Raw genomic sequence first — 15,928 nt, forward strand, 5'->3', positions numbered from 1 at the left:
AAAACAATGGCTAAAGTGATGCGCGCAATTATCGTCGGGGGAGGCATTGGCGGCGCAGCGACTGCGCTCTCGCTGGCTCGCCAGGGCATTAAAGTGATGTTGTTGGAAAAGGCGCACGAGATTGGTGAGATTGGGGCGGGTATTCAGCTCGGCCCCAACGCCTTTTCCGCGCTGGATAGCCTGGGTGTGGGCGGCGTAGCGCGTCAGCGCGCCGTCTTTACCGATCACATTACCCTGATGGATGCGGTCAATGCCCAGGAGGTGGTGCATATTGAGACCGGGCAAGCATTTCGCGATCACTTTGGCGGTCCCTATGCGGTTATCCATCGGGCGGATATCCACACCTCTGTTTGGGAAGCGGTATTGACCCATCCGGATGTGGAATACCGTACCTCAACGCAGGTGGCGGGTATCAGCCAAACGGTGGACGATGTGACGGTATTTGATGAGCAGGGCAATCGCTGGACGGCGGATATTCTGATCGGCTGCGATGGCGTGAGGTCGGTGGTGCGGCAGTACCTGCTGGGCGATGCGCCGCGGGTGACCGGACATGTGGTTTACCGCGCCGTGATTAATTGCGATGAGATGCCGGAGGATTTACGCATTAACGCGCCGGTACTGTGGGCGGGGCCGCATTGCCATCTGGTGCATTACCCGCTGCGCGGCGGGAAGCAGTATAACCTGGTGGTGACGTTCCATAGCCGTCAGCAGGAGGAATGGGGTGTGAAGGAGGGCAGTAAAGAGGAGGTACTTTCCTATTTTTCCGGTATTCACCCGCGTCCGCGCCAGATGCTGGATAAGCCGACCTCATGGCGCCGCTGGTCAACCGCCGATCGTGAACCGGTGGAGAAATGGGGCAACGACCGTATCACGCTGGTGGGAGACGCAGCGCACCCGGTGGCACAGTATATGGCACAGGGAGCCTGCATGGCGCTGGAGGATGCGGTAACGCTGGGTAAAGCGCTGGAAGAGCATGGAGGGGATGCGGCAAAAGCGCTTGCCCTGTACGAGTCGGTACGTATTCCACGCACGGCGCGCATCGTCTGGTCAACCCGTGAGATGGGCCGTGTTTATCACGCCGCAGGCGTTGAGCGCCAGGTGCGTAATCTGTTATGGAAAGGCAAATCTCAGGCGGAATTTTATCGCGGAATGGAATGGCTGTACGGCTGGAAAGAAGAAAACTGCCTGCAGCCGCGCTGAGAGAGAGGCCCTGCCCAGGCCTCCGCTAGCGCATGGGCCAAACCGGTGCGGCCTAATCCTCTCAATATGCAGACGAAAAAAAACCTGCTGTAACAGCAGGTTTTCTTAAATTTGGTCGGCATGAGAGGATTATGCGCATCTTCGATGCTTGCCCTGCGGGCCGTTGCTAAAGCAACGTGGTCTCACTACGTTCGGCTCAAACCTCCTTCGGAGATTCTCATCCTCTCGACGTGCAGACGAAAAAAAACCTGCTGTAACAGCAGGTTTTCTTAAATTTGGTCGGCATGAGAGGATTCGAACCTCCGACCCCCGACACCCCATGACGGTGCGCTACCAGGCTGCGCTACATGCCGACGCTATGAAAAATCATACTACCGATTCCCGATGTTAATGCAAGCACCTCGCCACTTGATTGCTTTAGTTTTAAGCAGTTAGTTGGCTATAAAGCGTTTTACATCGGTCAGCACCTGCAGCAGCAGAGCAAGCTGCGGTTTCTCGTCTTTTATTTCTTCGCCGTTCTGATCGTAGACGCGATAGTTGCCGCTGTTGTCCAGCATCAGCGTCTGCGTCGGCGTGGTGATCACCAGCTGATTGCCATCGCCGGTGGCGATCCAGTCGTTGCGGCGCTGGGCGGTGAACAGATCTTCGCCCTGCGAATAGTCTTTCGGCGCGGTTTTCACGTGCAGCAACCGTTGCATCAAGGTGCGCATCACGTCGTTATGGCCGGTCAGCTTGCTGATGGTCTGCGCTGGGGTGCCCGGCCAGTGGATCACCAACGGCACCTGCAGTTGCGCCTGGTTGAAGGCAGTGCCGGCGCCCCATTGGCCTTTGCCGCTGTCGTTGAATTCGACGCCGTGTTCGGCGGTGATCACCACCACGGTTTTGTCCAGCAGACCGCGCTGTTTCAGGGTATCCAGCACCTGGGCTATCTGGGCATCCACGTCTTGCGCGCCGGTGCGATAGCGTTGGATAAAATCGGCCGGCGCCGGGGTTTTGTCGCCTTCGGCCGGCTCGGCGCCGCTGAAGTTGATATAGGAGAACCACGGCTCTTTGCCGCCCTGATCCGTCAGCCAGCGCTGCCATTGCTGCGTGGTTTGCGCGTCGCTTTGCGGCGCCGGCGTCGGCAGCGAGAAGTCGGTCAACAGGGCCTGGCGGTACAGGCTGGCGTTGAAACCGTCGGAAGAGAACAGCCCCAGTTGGTAGCCCTGATCGCCGAGCGCGTTGAGCAGCGCCGACGGCTTGCGGCCGGCGAGCACGCTGTCCAGATAGGTCGGAGAAATGCCGTAGAACAGGCCGAACAGCCCGGTGTCGGCATGATTACCCGAGCTGTAGTGATCGCTGAAGCGCACGTTTTCCTGGGCGAAGCGCGTCAGCGCCGGCATGTCCTGCGCCACGTCTTTGGCGCGAATGCCGTCCACCACGATCATCAGCAGGTTATAGCCGCTGCCTTTATCGCCGTAGCTGAGATCGCTGAGCGGATACTCCACCGCCACCGCTTCCGGGTTGCCCTGTTGCATCAGGCGGCGCTCATACTCTTGCTGGTCGAGCAGGCCGTGTTTTTCGAGGAACTTGCGCGCGGTCATCGGGTACGAGAGCGGCAGATTGGCTCGCTGCATGGTGATCGGGCGATAGAAGTTGGCGTCAGCCCAAATGTAAATCAGGTGCGACGCGAAAAAGGCGCTGATAAACAGCGCCGCCAGCGGTTTGCCGAAGCGGCGGCGGTTCAGGCTGCGCAGCTTCTGCCAGCTCCAAGTGCCGAACAACATCTCCACTAGGAAGATCACGGGCACGCAGATAAACATCAGCTGCCAGTCGCGCGACAGCTCACTCTGGTCCGGGTTGACCACCAGATCCCACACCACCGGATTGAGGTGCAGGTGGAAATGGGAGAACACTTCGCTGTCGACCAGCAACAGCGTGAGCCCGATGGTGGCCAGCGCGGCGGAAATAAATCGCAGCAGCCGCTGCGACATCACCACGAAGGTGAGCGGGAAGATCACCAGCAAATAGCCGGCGAACACGATAAAGCTGAAATGCCCCAGCAGGCTGACAAAGGCATAGACCCGGCCCAGCAGGGATGCGGGCCAGTCGGTAACAAACAGGTAGCGGCTGCCCAGCCCAAGGGCGAGCAGGATGTTGAATAAGGCGAACCAGTGCCCCCAGCTGATCATCTGGGAGACTTTTTCACGATAACGCTGACGGTTTGTCACCATAAGTCAATATTAATGTGCTTTGTCTTCACGGACAGAAGCCTGCAGGGCTTCCGCGAACGATCTTGCCAGGGTTTTCCGCTGCGCGGGGGCAACGCTGGTGTTGATCAAATTAGTGACCATGTTGCCCAGCACCATCAGGGAAAGATCGGTGGGGGTATGGTGTTTTTCCAGAACATTGACCAGCTCTGAGAGCAGTTGTTCAACGTGTTCGTCACTGTAACGGGATGATTGTGGCATAAAATTGCGCTTAGTAATCTGCAAAGTGCCCTATCTTACCGTATAGGGCAGTGATTTTCCGCTCTTTTATCACTTCCTGTCATTTGGGGAAGGGGGCGCCCGTGGCGGGGCTGCTCCTCGCAGCGCCTTTCCGGTTTGCCGCGGTTTTTAGTATTGCAGGTCGGGGCCTTCAGTGTTTGAATACGCGCCTAAAGAACAGGAGGATTTACCATGAGTCTGGATATCGACCAGATCGCTTTGCATCAGTTGGTGAAACGCGACGAGCAAACGCTGGACGTGGTGCTGCGCGATTCCTTGCTTCCTACCAACGCGGCGGTGGAAGAAATGATGACGGAACTGCATCGCGTCTACAGCGCCAAGAGCAAGGCCTTAGGCCTGTTCAACGAAGGTAGCGAGCTGGCGGAAGCGCTGCGCACCTGCCGCAAGGACGATAAGGACTTTCTGGCCTTCAGCCGCGCGGCGACCGGCCGCCTGCGCGACGAACTGGCGAAGTATCCGTTTGCCGAAGGCGGCGTGGTGCTGTTCGGCCAATACCGTTATCTGGCGGTGGAGTACCTGCTGATCGCGGTGCTGAACAGCCGTAACAGCATGCGCGTCAACGAAGAGCTGGATATCAACACCACGCACTATCTGGACATCAACAACGCCGATATCGTCGCGCGCATCGATCTGACCGAATGGGAAACCAACCCGGAATCGACCCGCTATCTGACCTTCCTGCGCGGGCGCGTAGGCCGTAAGGTCGCCGACTTCTTCATGGATTTCCTGGCGGCGTCCGAAGGGTTGGACACCAAGGCGCAAAACCGCGGGCTGCTGCAGGCGGTAGACGACTACTGCGCCGATGCGCAGCTGGACAAGAACGAGCGCCAGTCGGTGCGCCAGCAGGTGTACAGCTACTGCAACGAACAGCTGCAGGCCGGCGAAGAGATTGAACTGCAGGCCTTGTCGCAGGAGCTGTCGCCGCTCGGCGAGAAAGACTTCATGCAGTTCTCCAGCGAGCAAGGGTATGAGCTGGAAGAGAGCTTCCCGGCGGATCGCGGCACGCTGCGCCAACTGACCAAATTTGCCGGCAGCGGCGGCGGCATCAGCCTGAACTTCGACGCCATGCTGCTGGGCGAACGCATTTTCTGGGATGCGGCCACTGACACGCTGACCATCAGAGGCACGCCGCCGAACCTGCGCGATCAGCTGCAGCGCCGGACCGGCAGCGGCAAGTAAGCGTGCCGAATCGCAGACAATAAAAAACGCCGCAATTGCGGCGTTCTTTATTTCGGCGTCCCGAAAGGTTCGAAAACGTAGCGATTAAACGCGAACGAAGTCGATGTGAGCCAGTTTTGGCTTGAACGGGTGACGCTGTACAGCCTGAACCTTAACTTTGGTTTCTTTACCGTCGATAACCAGAGTTACTGCTTCGCTGTAGAATTCTGGTTTAGCTTCCATGTTCTTAACAGAATCATGGTCCAATTCGATGGAAACTGCAGCTTCTTTGCCACCGTAAACGATAGCTGGGAATTTGTTTGCTGCACGCAGGCGGCGGCTCGCACCTTTACCCTGGTCTTTACGTACTTCTACATTGATAGTGAACATTGTTTTTTCTCTTAAAAGAAAATTTACCCTGCTACAGGCGACCCAAGTAGCAAGTTCGGAAACCCGCTTTAACGCTGGGCAGGCCCAGGTAAAGCGCGCGGCATTTTAACGGAAAGCCGCCCGCAGGGCAACGAAAACCTGCCCAGGTTGGGGACAGTTCGCTCAGGCCAACTGATTGGCGCGGCGGAAACGGCCTTGATAATCGAACACTTTCTCACGCACCTGCCAAAACTGCCCGCGCTTGCGCGCCACCACGAAATCCGGATGGCGCAGCGCCTGCTGTTGCGCCAGCACGTCGGCGGCGGTGTGCCAGGCGAACGGCACGCCCGGCGCGCGCTGATGCGGGCGCAGGAACAGCATCTCGAACGCTTTGCGCTGCGCCGGCGTCTGCAGGCGGAAGCGCTCGCTGGTGCTGGTGCCGTCCTCGTCGTAATAGGTGGCCTTCAGCCATTCGCCCTTGTCGTCGCGGCCGCTCTGCAGTTCCATGCCGCCGCAGCGCAGCACCAGCGCGTCTTTCAGCTTCAGCGCCGCCTTCAGCATGTCATCGGGATCGACCAACACTTCCTGACATTGATGGCAGCGGCGTGCGGCGATATCGTTCTCCGCGCCGCAGTGCGGGCAACTCTTGAACCGGAAGCGGTAATCGCACTGCTCGCGGTGGCCGTCGTCGTCCTCCAGCCAGCCCTGGCAGCGGCGGCCGTAGTGCTCGATGATATCGCCGTTCTCGGTGCACTTGCCCCAGAACAGGTTGGCGAAGCCGCAGGCCGGGCAGAATACCTGCACCGGCTGGCTGTCGCCGTGCGGCTTGCTGACGCCGACTTCCGGCGTGAACAGATCGTGCGGGTTGCCGGCGTAGTCGAGGATCAGGCAATCCTTTTTGTCGGGCGCCAAACGCAGCCCGCGCCCGACGATCTGCTGGTACAGGCTGACGGACTCGGTGGGGCGCAGGATCGCGATCAGATCGACGTGCGGCGCGTCGAAACCGGTGGTCAATACCGCGACGTTGACCAGATAGCGCAGCCGCTGCTGTTTGAACGCGTCGATCAGCGCATCGCGCTCGGCGGGCGGCGTTTCGGCGCTGACCAGCGCGGCTTCGCCGTTCGGCAACAGGCCGTGGATCTCGCGGGCGTGTTCGACGGTGGCGGCGAAGATCATCACGCCTTTGCGATCCTCTGCGTACTCCACGATCTGGCTGATGATGTGCGGCGTGACGCGGTTTTGCCGCTTCAGCTCGCGGTTCAGATCCGCTTCGCTGAACAGGCCGTTGCTCCTGGCCTCCAGCCGGCTGAAGTCATATTGCACGATCGGCATATCCAGCCGCTCAGGCGGCACCAGGAAGCCGTTCTTAATCATGTAGCGCAGCGGCAGCTCGTAGATGCAGTCGCGAAACAGACTGGCGCCGTCGCCGCGGGTGAAGCCATGGTAGTGATACTGGTAAATCCAGCCCTTGCCCAGTCGGTAAGGCGTGGCGGTCAGCCCCAGCAGCCGCAGCTGCGGGTTGGTTTTCTGTAAATGCTGGATGATTTGCTGGTACTGGCTGTCGTCGTCGTCGCTGATGCGGTGGCATTCATCGACGATCAGCAGCGAAAAGGCGCCGTCGAACAGCGGCAGGTTGCGCGCGACGGACTGTACGCTGCCGAACACCACCTTGCCGGCGCTCTCTTTCTGCTGCAGGCCGGCGGCGAAGATATCCGCTTCCAGGCCGTAGGCGCAGTATTTGGCGTGGTTTTGCGCCACCAGTTCCTTGACGTGCGCCAGCACCAACACCCGCCCGCGGGCGCGCTTCGCCAGCTCGGCGATCACCAGGCTTTTGCCGGCACCGGTCGGCAGCACGATCAGCGCCGGTTCGGGGTGCCGCCGGAAATGGTTGATGGTGGCTTCGACCGCTTCCAGTTGGTAGGGGCGTAGGGTAAAGGCCATAAATGAACGCCGTAGGTTGGAATGGGCCGCCGGGAACCGGTTTTGTCACCTCTGTTCCCACAGAAACCGTGACATTTTACGTGCCGGGCGGCCGAAAAATTTCTATTATTATGCCTTCTGCGCGCGCGCGGTGCGAGAAGCGTGAAAATTACCCCTGTCGGGCAACGCGTTGTACCGCTATACTCGTGTGACAGCAATCGCTGTTCCCCCACGCGATTTCCCCCCTGAACCTGCCATTTGCACCCGGTGCAACGGCGGGCGTCATATTTTGGCAATACGATCAATGCGATCATAACAACGACAGGCAAAGCAGATCCCATGCGATTGGACAAGTTTTTATCTCAGCAGTTAGGCATTAGCCGTGCGCTGGTTGCGCGCGAACTTCGGGCTAAACGCGTCACCGTGGACGGTGAGGTGGTGAAGAGCGGGGCTGTCAAACTGACCCCGGAGCAAGAAGTGGCGTTCGACGGCAATCCGCTGCAGCAGCAGAACGGCCCGCGCTATTTCATGCTCAACAAACCGCAGGGTTACGTCTGTTCCACCGACGATCCCGATCATCCGACGGTGCTGTACTTCCTCGATGAGCCGGTCGCGTACAAGCTGCACGCCGCCGGGCGGTTGGATATCGACACCACCGGGCTGGTGCTGATGACCGACGACGGCCAGTGGTCGCACCGCGTCACGTCGCCACGCCACCACTGTGAGAAAACCTATTTGGTGACGCTGGAGCACCCGCTGGCGGAAGACACCGCGCAGCGTTTCGCCGAAGGGGTGCAACTGCACAACGAGAAAGATCTGACGCGGCCGGCGACGCTGGAGCAGGTCGACGAGCACGTGGTGCGCCTGACCCTCAGCGAAGGGCGCTACCACCAGGTGAAGCGGATGTTCGCTGCCGTCGGCAATCGGGTGATCGAGTTGCACCGCGAGCGCATCGGCGCCATCGTGCTGGATGACGATCTGGCGCCGGGCGAATACCGCCCACTGACCGAAGAAGAGATCGCCAGCGTGGGCGCGCCGCACCTGCAGGACTGATAACCGATCATCGATTGCGGCCGATTAAGGAGTCGTGGAACGTGCAACAGAACCGAACCTCTCATCTCGGTTTGATTTTCATTCTGGGCCTGTTGTCCATGTTGATGCCGTTGGCCATCGACATGTACCTGCCCAGTATGCCGGTGATCGCCGCCCAGTTTGGCGTCGAGTCCGGCAGCGTGCAGATGACGCTCAGCGCCTATATGCTCGGCTTTGCCTTCGGGCAGCTGTTCTATGGGCCGATGTCGGACAGCATCGGCCGCAAGCCGGTGATCCTGTGGGGTACGCTGATCTTCGCCATCGCCGGCTGCGCCTGCGCCATGGCGCAATCGATCGATCAGCTGATCGGGCTGCGTTTCCTGCACGGTTTGGCCGCCGCCGCCGCCAGCGTAGTGATCAACGCCTTGATGCGCGACATGTTCACCAAGGACGAGTTCTCGCGCATGATGTCGTTCGTCATTCTGGTGATGACCATCGCGCCGCTGCTGGCGCCGATGATCGGCGGGGCGCTGCTGCTGTGGTTCAGTTGGCACGCCATCTTCTGGACCATGGGCGCCGCGGCGTTGATCGGTTCACTGCTGGTGGCCCTGTTCATCAAGGAGACGCTGCCGAAAGAACGGCGACAGCGGTTCCACCTGCGCACCACGCTGGGCAACTTCGGTTCGTTGTTCCGCCACAAACGGGTGCTGAGCTACATGCTGGCCAGCGCCTTCTCGTTCGCCGGCATGTTCTCGTTCCTCAGCGCCGGGCCGTTCGTCTACATCGAACTGAACCACGTTTCGCCGCAACACTTCGGCTACTATTTTGCGCTGAACATCGTGTTCCTGTTCCTGACGACGCTGATTAACAGCCGCAACGTGCGGCGGTTCGGCGCGGTCAAGATGTTCAAGCTGGGGCTGCTGGTACAGCTGGCGATGGGGCTGTGGCTGCTGGCGGTGAGCGCTGTCGGTCTGGGTTTCTGGGCGCTGGTGATCGGCGTTGCGGTCTATCTGGGGTGCATCGCGATGATCTCCTCCAACGCCATGGCGGTGATCCTGGATGATTTCCCGCATATGGCGGGCACGGCTTCTTCCTTGGCCGGTACGTTGCGCTTCAGCATCGGTGCGCTGGTGGGAGCGGTGCTGTCGATGGCGCCGGGCAAAAGCGCCTGGCCCATGGTCACCTCGATGGCGCTGTGCAGCATCGTGGCGGTGCTGTTCTATGTTTACGCCAGCCGGCCGCGCGATCGCGCAGCCTGACGTTCTCCCGATTCGGGGCGTTTTGCCCCGCATCGCCTTAGGGTTGCGCCTTGCCATTTCAGGGTGCAACTGGCAATGAAAAATTTGTTGCTAAATATACGCAAGCTAATTAATTGGCCGTTTTCCCCTCTGTGTGTTTTTTGTTAAAAAATTCCACCGCCGCATCGCCTAATATTCCTCGGGAGGCGCAGCGTTCTGCCGGCTGAGTGCTGCGGATGGTTTGTATTAGGATTGATGTAAATCAAGGCATTAGCAGGGGAGGCTGCGCCAACGTGGCGGGCTAAATGTTTCTTCATTGTAAAAATATGGCGTCTGAAAAGTAGTCGCATTGCAAGAAAAAAGAGTTGAGATCGCTGCGGGAAAGGGTTACATATAACGCAAAAATGCGAGCTGAGTCGCAAAATGCCGTGAAATAACACCGCACGGCGCGCCAAAAAATGGCACGGCATCGGCAAGCACGGGGTCAGGTTAATGGCTAGCGGCAAAATTTACATTTAAATAACATTTGTGCGCGGCAGAGTCGGGAGTCAGCGGCTATAACTTAGTAACCCTGTCAGGTAAAAGTGTTTCACCTTTTCAATCTAGGGATTTCATGTGGAGAGTATCCAACTTTCGGTAGTGCATCGCTTGCCGCAAAGTTATCGTTGGCTATCTGGTTTCACCGGCGTGAAGGTCGAACCGATTCCGTTTAACGGAATAGACGAAGATAACAACCTGATTGGTCTGAAGTTACTCAGCCATGAAGGGGCCGAGGCCTGGCAGGTCATGCAACAGCTCAATCTGTCGCTGCAGGAGATTCAGGTCGACTGCGCGATTGTTGAATGGGAAGGGGAACCTTGCCTGTTCGTGCAGCGCAGCGACGAGAGCGCCACCATGTGCCGCCTGAAAAACGTCGGCGCCGCGATCGCCGAACCGCTCAGCGCGCAATACCCTTTCTAAATTCGCCGCTAGTCCGCCAACTGCAGCAGTTGACGGGTATAGTCGGCGGCGGGCGCCGCGAAAATCGCCCGGCAGTCTCCCTGTTCAACCACTTCTCCCTGTCGCAACACGATGACCTGGTGGCATAGCGAACGCACCACCTGCAGGTCATGGCTGATGAACAGATAAGCCAGCCGGTGGCGTTGCTGCAGCGATTTCAGCAGCGTCAGGATCTGCGCCTGCACCGATTTATCCAGCGAAGAGGTCGGCTCGTCGAGGATCAGCAACTGTGGCTGCAGGATCAGTGCGCGCGCGATGGCGATACGCTGGCGCTGGCCGCCGGAGAACTCGGTGGGATAGCGGTGGCGCAGCTGCGGATCCAGCCCGACCTCCTGCAACACCGCGATCACGCGCTGTTCCCGCTGCTCGGCGGTAAGCCGCTGGTGCACTTCCAGCCCTTCGGCGATGATCTGCTGTACGTTCAGGCGCGGGTTCAGGGCGGAATAGGGATCCTGGAAGACGATTTGCATTCGGCTGCGGTAGGGCAGCATTTGCTTCATCGTGAGCGGGTGCAGCGGTTCGCCGTCGAACCAGATGGCGCCCTGAGAGGCCAGCAGGCGCAGCAGCGCCAGCCCGGTGGTGCTTTTGCCCGAGCCGGATTCTCCCACCAGCCCCACGCTTTCCCCGGCGCGCAGCTCGAAACTCAATGACTTCAACGCATAGTGATAATCCACCGTGCGGCGCAGCAGGCCGCGTCGAATAGGGAAGCGCACCTGCAGATCTTCCACCTTGAGCAGCGGCCGCTCGTCGCCGGGGCGCCCGTTGGCTGCGGCAGGCAGCGGCAGCGGTTCACCGACGTCCTCGGCGGCCAGCAGCTGCTGCGTGTAAGGATGTTGCGGCCGGCTGAACAGCTGCGTGCGGGAGTTTTGCTCTACGCAGCGCCCCTGACGCATTACCGCCACGTTATCCGCCAGGCGGCGCACGATATTCAGATTATGGGTGATAAACAGCAACCCCATGCCCATCTCCTGCTTCAGTTCTTGCAGCAGCGTCAGGATCTGCGCCTGGATAGTAACGTCGAGCGCGGTGGTGGGTTCGTCGGCGATCAGCAGTTTTGGGCGGGTCAACACCGCCATGGCGATCATCACCCGCTGGCGTTCGCCGCCGGACAGCTGATGCGGGTAATCCTGCAGCCGGCTCTTGGCCTGACGGATGCCGACGCGTTCCAGGCACTCGACGATCTCTGCGCGCGCGGCTTCGCGCCGCAGGCCGCGGTGCAGCATCAACACTTCCGCCAGCTGTTTTTCGATGGTGTGCAGTGGGTTAAGCGACACCATCGGCTCCTGAAAGATCATCGCGATCTGATTGCCGCGCACCTTGCGCAGCGCCGCTTCCGGCGCATGCAGCAACGAGTCGCCGTTGAACAGGATATCGCCGGCAGGGTAAACCACCGGCGGCGCGGGCAGCAGGCGCAGTATCGACAGGGCGGTGACGCTTTTGCCGGAGCCGGATTCCCCTACCAGCGCCAGCGTTTCCGCCGGCGCGATTTGCAGCGAGAGTTCGTTGACCACCGGCGTGACGGTGTCGCCCTGGCGGAAGGCGATGCTGAGATCTTGAATTGCGAGCAAAGGAGTGGCCATATCAATGCGCCTTGCTGGGGTCAAAGGCGTCGCGCACCGCTTCGCCGATAAAGATTAATAACGACAGCAGCACTGCCAATACCAAGAAGGCGGTGATGCCGAGCCACGGCGCCTGCAGATTGTTTTTGCCTTGCAGCAGCAATTCGCCGAGCGACGGCGAGCCTATCGGCAGCCCGAAGCCGAGGAAATCGAGCGACGTCAGGGTGGTGATCGAGCCGCAAAGGATAAACGGCAGGAAGGTCAGCGTCGCCACCGTGGCGTTAGGCAGCATATGGCGGGACATGATCACGCGATCCGGCACGCCCATGGCGCGCGCGGCGCGGATGTAGTCAAAGTTGCGGGTGCGCAAGAATTCGGCGCGCACTACGCCCACCAGGCTCATCCAGCCGAACAGGATGGTGATGCCGAGCAGCCACCAGAAATTGGGCTGGACGATGCTCGACAACAGGATGATCAGAAACAGCGTCGGCATGCCCGACCACACTTCGATAAATCGCTGCCCCCACAGGTCGAAACGCCCGCCGTAATACCCCTGGGTCGCGCCGACGCACACGCCGATCAGGCTGGAAAACAGCGTCAACGCCAGGCCGAACAGCATCGAAATGCGAAAACCATACAGCACCCGAGCCAGCACGTCGCCGCCGTTGCTGTCGGTGCCCAGCAGGTTATGGCGCGAAGGCGGCGAGGGGAAGGGCACCTCGGTGGCGAAGTTGATGGTGTCGTAGCTGAAACGGATCGGTGCCCAAACCGCCCAGCCGTGCCGTTCGATCTGCCGCTGGACGAACGGATCCTGATAGTCGGCCTCGGTGTTCAGCTCGCCGCCGAAGGCGGTTTCGCTGTAGCTAATCATAAACGGCAGGTACAAGCGGCCTTCATAACGCACCAACAGCGGTTTGTCGTTGGCGATCAGATCGGCGGCCAGGCTCAGGGTGAACAGCACCAGAAAGATCCACAGCGACCAGTAGCCGCGGCGGTTGCGGCGAAAACGCGCCCAGCGCGCCTGGTTGATCGGGCTTAGGCGGCTCATTGGCGGGCCTCGAAGTCAATGCGCGGATCGACCAGGGTGTAGGTGACATCGCTGAGGATGTTCAACAGCAGGCCGATCAGGGTGAAGATATACAGCGTGCCGAACATCACCGGGTAGTCGCGCTGCAGCGTGGCGTCGTAGCCCAGCAGCCCCAGACCGTTGAGCGAGAACATCACCTCAATCAGCAGCGATCCGGTAAAGAACATGCTGATGAAGGTGGCCGGAAAACCGGCGATCACCAGCAGCATGGCGTTGCGGAACACGTGGCGGTACAGGATCTTTTTTTCGTCCAGCCCTTTGGCGCGGGCGGTGGTGACGTACTGCTTGCGGATCTCATCAAGGAACGCGTTTTTGGTCAGCATGGTCAGGGTGGCGAAGCCGCCGATCACCGTCGCCAGCACCGGCAATGTGATGTGCCACAGGTAGTCGGCGATCTTCGCCGGCCACGAGAGAGTGTCGAAGTTGCTGGACACCAGGCCGCGCAGCGGGAACCAGTCGAGGTAGCTGCCGCCGGCGAACAGCACGATCATCAGGATAGCGAACAGGAAAGCCGGAATGGCGTAGCCGATGATGATCAGCGTGCTGCTCCAAGTATCGAATGCGCTGCCGTTGTGGACGGCCTTGCGGATGCCGAGCGGGATCGACACCAGATAGATGATCAGCGTGCTCCAAAGGCCCAGCGTGATGGAGACCGGCAGGCTCTGGCTAATCAGTTGCATCACCGAAGCGCCGCGAAACAGGCTGTCGCCGAAGTCGAAGCGCATATAGTTCCACAGCATGGTGAAGTAGCGTTCGTGCAGCGGTTTGTCGAAGCCGTACCGTTGGGTGATCTCGGCGATCACCTCCGCATCCAGGCCGCGCGAACCGCGATATTGGCCGTCGCCTGCCGCGATGCCCGTCCGGGCATGGCCCAGGCCTTCGCCGACACCGCCGCTGCCAAAACCGCTGCCGTGCCCCAGCTCGATGGCGGCGATGGCCTGATCCACCGGGCCACCGGGCGCGATTTGCACGATAAAAAAGTTGATGGTGATGATCGCCCACAGCGTGGGGATCACCAATAACAGTCTGCGTATCAGATAGGCCGCCATTCCGACTCCTTATTGCCGCTGAGCCGGTAAGCGCGCCGCCTTGTTGACGTCGTACCACCAGTTGTCGAAGCCGATCGCATAGGCCGGGCGGATCGACGGCGTGGAGAATTTGTCCCAATAGGCATAGCGATCGTGGTTGGAGTACCACATCGGCAGCATGTAGTTGTTCCAGGTCAGCACCCGGTCCAGCGCGCGGCCGAGCGGCAACAGGGCTTTTTCATCGCCCTGATGGGCGGCGATTTGTCTGACCAGGCTGTCAACCGCCGGGTCCTTGACGCCGGGGGTGTTATAGCTGGAATCGATGTACTGCGAATCCCAAATGATTTGCAAGTTGGCGCTGGGGAACGGCATTGCCATATACACCGTCGACATCATGTCGAAATCGCGCTCGCGCAGACGGCGGGTGTACTGCGAGGCGTCAATCTCGCGGATTTGCATATCGATGCCCAACCGCTGCAGGTTGTGGCGAAACGGCAACACGTACTGGAAGTTGCTGCCGCTCAGCAGCATCAATTCAAAGGTGAACGGCTGGCCGGTTTTCGCGTTGACTAACTTTTGATTTTTGACCACCCAACCGGCTTCTTTCAGCAGTTGGGTCGCCTTCAGCAGGTTTTGCCGATCGTTGCCGCTGCCGTCGGAGGAGGGCGGTTGGTAGATGCTGGTAAACACCTCTGGCGGTATCTGGCCTTTGAGCGGCGCCAGCAAGGCCAGTTCAGCGGCGTCCGGGTAGCCGCGGGCGGCGTAGGCGGTGTTTTGGAAATAGCTGTCGGCGCGCTGATAGGCGTTGTAATACAGCGCTTTGTTCATCCAGTTGAAGTCGAAAGCCAGGCCGATCGCTTCCCGTACCCGACGATCGGCGAACAGCGGTTTTTGCAGGTTAAACGCCAGCCAGCGGGTATTCTGTGCCGCCTGATTGGTTTCGTCCTGTTTGATGATGTAGTTGCGCGCGAAATTACCGCCCTGATACTGGGTGGCCCAGCTCTTGGGCGACGGCTCGATGCGGAAATCATAAGCGCCGGCCTTGAAGGCTTCCAGCGCCACTTTATCGTCCAGGTAATAATCGTAGCGAATGCTGTCGAAGTTATAGCGGCCGCGATTCACCGGTAGGTTGGCGGCCCAGTAGTCGCGCACCCGCTGATAGGTGATGTACTGGCCGAGGCGGTAATCGCCGATTTTGTACGGGCCGCTGGCGAGCGGCGGGGTGCTGAGTGGTTCGTTGAGCTTATGGTTTTTCCAGAAGCTTTCCGGCAATACGCGCAGGCTGAGCAGGCTGAGGATTTGATCGCGATTTGCCTTAGGCAGCTCGATGCGCACCGTCAGCCGGGAAATGGCCTTGACCGTGACGCCTTTGTAAAAGGAGCGAAACTGCGGTACGCCTTCGGTCATGAATTTATTGAAAGTAAAGGCCACGTCGGCGGCGGTGATCGGGCTGCCGTCCTGGAAGCGGGCGCGGGCGTTGATATCCAATTCCATCCAGCGCATGTCGGCCGGGAAACGGGCCGATTCGGCAATCAACGGGTAATAGCTGCCGGGTTCGTCGTCGGAGTTGGTGAACAGCGTATCGTACAGCTCCATCGTGCGCTCGCCGGGTACGCCGCGGGTAGCGAAACGGTTGAAGTTGTCGTAGGTGCCGATGGCCGCCAGCCGTACGTCGCCGCCTTTGGGCGCCGCCGGGTTGACGTAGTCGAAATGGCTGAAGTCGGTGGCGTATTTCGGTTCACCGAGCAGGGCGAAAGCGTAGCTTTCGTTGAGGGCTTCGGCCTGCAGACCGAAACTCAGTGCCGAGAGCACCAGAGCAGCGAAAATGCGCACGGACATCGGACGGTAA

13 protein-coding genes, 1 tRNA gene and 1 other RNA gene are annotated in these 15,928 nt (G+C 59.8%); 5 read left to right on the top strand and 10 right to left on the bottom strand.

What is annotated here, in order from left to right; translation table 11 throughout:
• Positions 1-6 precede the first annotated feature (6 nt).
• Positions 7-1,200: a 3-hydroxybenzoate 6-monooxygenase gene (locus tag ACJ8HA_RS01275; protein ID WP_197759340.1), complete on the top strand. Its 1,194-nt coding sequence runs from the start codon at positions 7-9 to the stop codon at positions 1,198-1,200.
• A gap of 112 nt (positions 1,201-1,312) precedes the next feature.
• Here ACJ8HA_RS01275 and ACJ8HA_RS01280 read toward each other — a convergent pair.
• The 4 genes from ACJ8HA_RS01280 to ACJ8HA_RS01295 form a co-directional block, all read right to left on the bottom strand.
• A non-coding RNA gene (locus tag ACJ8HA_RS01280) (RtT sRNA) lies at positions 1,313-1,442 on the bottom strand.
• Between the two features lie 34 nt (positions 1,443-1,476).
• Positions 1,477-1,553 (bottom strand) — tRNA-Pro (locus tag ACJ8HA_RS01285).
• Positions 1,554-1,631: 78 nt separating this feature from the next.
• Entirely contained in the window at positions 1,632-3,413 is a 1,782-nt protein-coding gene (gene yejM / locus ACJ8HA_RS01290) for an LPS biosynthesis-modulating metalloenzyme YejM (protein WP_025303564.1), read from the bottom strand.
• Positions 3,414-3,422: 9 nt separating this feature from the next.
• A complete protein-coding gene (locus ACJ8HA_RS01295; RefSeq protein WP_004935782.1) occupies positions 3,423-3,650 on the bottom strand; it encodes a YejL family protein in 228 nt (75 codons plus the stop codon).
• Positions 3,651-3,860: 210 nt separating this feature from the next.
• Here ACJ8HA_RS01295 and yejK point away from each other — a divergent pair, with 210 nt between their 5' ends.
• Positions 3,861-4,868 carry a nucleoid-associated protein YejK gene (gene yejK / locus ACJ8HA_RS01300; protein ID WP_025303563.1) on the top strand — a complete coding sequence of 336 codons (1,008 nt, stop codon included), beginning with the start codon at positions 3,861-3,863 and terminating at the stop codon, positions 4,866-4,868.
• A gap of 84 nt (positions 4,869-4,952) precedes the next feature.
• On the opposite strand, the gene rplY is transcribed toward yejK, so the two are convergent.
• Complete coding sequence (rplY, locus tag ACJ8HA_RS01305) at positions 4,953-5,237, bottom strand: 50S ribosomal protein L25 (protein WP_019453645.1); 285 nt, start codon at positions 5,235-5,237, stop codon at positions 4,953-4,955.
• A gap of 162 nt (positions 5,238-5,399) precedes the next feature.
• A complete protein-coding gene (locus ACJ8HA_RS01310) occupies positions 5,400-7,157 on the bottom strand; it encodes a DEAD/DEAH box helicase (RefSeq protein ID WP_099817470.1) in 1,758 nt (585 codons plus the stop codon).
• A gap of 318 nt (positions 7,158-7,475) precedes the next feature.
• Between ACJ8HA_RS01310 and rsuA the strand changes: the two genes are divergently transcribed.
• The 3 genes from rsuA (at position 7,476) to ACJ8HA_RS01325 (ending at position 10,366) form a co-directional block, all read left to right on the top strand.
• Positions 7,476-8,189, top strand: coding sequence for a 16S rRNA pseudouridine(516) synthase RsuA (rsuA, locus tag ACJ8HA_RS01315; RefSeq protein WP_025303560.1), 714 nt, complete (start codon positions 7,476-7,478; stop codon positions 8,187-8,189).
• A gap of 41 nt (positions 8,190-8,230) precedes the next feature.
• Positions 8,231-9,427, top strand: coding sequence for a Bcr/CflA family multidrug efflux MFS transporter (locus tag ACJ8HA_RS01320; RefSeq protein WP_025303559.1), 1,197 nt, complete (start codon positions 8,231-8,233; stop codon positions 9,425-9,427).
• 594 nt (positions 9,428-10,021) lie between these two features.
• A complete protein-coding gene (locus tag ACJ8HA_RS01325; protein ID WP_004935763.1) occupies positions 10,022-10,366 on the top strand; it encodes a YejG family protein in 345 nt (114 codons plus the stop codon).
• 8 nt (positions 10,367-10,374) lie between these two features.
• Here ACJ8HA_RS01325 and yejF read toward each other — a convergent pair whose 3' ends face one another.
• From yejF to ACJ8HA_RS01345, 4 genes are read right to left on the bottom strand one after another with little or no spacing between them, the layout of a single operon-like run.
• Positions 10,375-11,985, bottom strand: a complete 1,611-nt coding sequence (gene yejF, locus ACJ8HA_RS01330; protein WP_197822164.1) for a microcin C ABC transporter ATP-binding protein YejF — start codon at positions 11,983-11,985, stop codon at positions 10,375-10,377.
• 1 nt (position 11,986) lies between these two features.
• A complete protein-coding gene (locus ACJ8HA_RS01335; protein ID WP_025303557.1) occupies positions 11,987-13,012 on the bottom strand; it encodes an ABC transporter permease in 1,026 nt (341 codons plus the stop codon).
• Positions 13,009-14,100: a microcin C ABC transporter permease YejB gene (locus ACJ8HA_RS01340; RefSeq protein ID WP_197822163.1), complete on the bottom strand. Its 1,092-nt coding sequence runs from the start codon at positions 14,098-14,100 to the stop codon at positions 13,009-13,011. The genes ACJ8HA_RS01335 and ACJ8HA_RS01340 overlap by 4 nt, the downstream gene beginning before the upstream one ends.
• A gap of 9 nt (positions 14,101-14,109) precedes the next feature.
• On the bottom strand, positions 14,110-15,918 hold the full coding sequence (locus ACJ8HA_RS01345) for an extracellular solute-binding protein (protein WP_049205255.1): 1,809 nt from the start codon (positions 15,916-15,918) through the stop codon (positions 14,110-14,112).
• Positions 15,919-15,928: the final 10 nt, after the last annotated feature.

It is taken from the genome of Serratia sp. CY33802 (assembly GCF_052169095.1).
GTDB lineage: Bacteria > Pseudomonadota > Gammaproteobacteria > Enterobacterales > Enterobacteriaceae > Serratia > Serratia bockelmannii.

Excerpts from the sequence above, each read along its gene's own strand:
- ACJ8HA_RS01275 (WP_197759340.1), top strand. The coding sequence starts at position 7 with ATGGCTAAAGTGATGCGCGCAATTATCGTCGGGGGAGGCATTGGCGGC.
- yejM (WP_025303564.1), bottom strand. The coding sequence starts at position 3,413 with ATGGTGACAAACCGTCAGCGTTATCGTGAAAAAGTCTCCCAGATGATC.
- ACJ8HA_RS01295 (WP_004935782.1), bottom strand. The coding sequence starts at position 3,650 with ATGCCACAATCATCCCGTTACAGTGACGAACACGTTGAACAACTGCTC.
- yejK (WP_025303563.1), top strand. The coding sequence starts at position 3,861 with ATGAGTCTGGATATCGACCAGATCGCTTTGCATCAGTTGGTGAAACGC.
- rplY (WP_019453645.1), bottom strand. The coding sequence starts at position 5,237 with ATGTTCACTATCAATGTAGAAGTACGTAAAGACCAGGGTAAAGGTGCG.
- ACJ8HA_RS01310 (WP_099817470.1), bottom strand. The coding sequence starts at position 7,157 with ATGGCCTTTACCCTACGCCCCTACCAACTGGAAGCGGTCGAAGCCACC.
- rsuA (WP_025303560.1), top strand. The coding sequence starts at position 7,476 with ATGCGATTGGACAAGTTTTTATCTCAGCAGTTAGGCATTAGCCGTGCG.
- yejF (WP_197822164.1), bottom strand. The coding sequence starts at position 11,985 with ATGGCCACTCCTTTGCTCGCAATTCAAGATCTCAGCATCGCCTTCCGC.
- ACJ8HA_RS01335 (WP_025303557.1), bottom strand. The coding sequence starts at position 13,012 with ATGAGCCGCCTAAGCCCGATCAACCAGGCGCGCTGGGCGCGTTTTCGC.
- ACJ8HA_RS01340 (WP_197822163.1), bottom strand. The coding sequence starts at position 14,100 with ATGGCGGCCTATCTGATACGCAGACTGTTATTGGTGATCCCCACGCTG.
- ACJ8HA_RS01345 (WP_049205255.1), bottom strand. The coding sequence starts at position 15,918 with ATGTCCGTGCGCATTTTCGCTGCTCTGGTGCTCTCGGCACTGAGTTTC.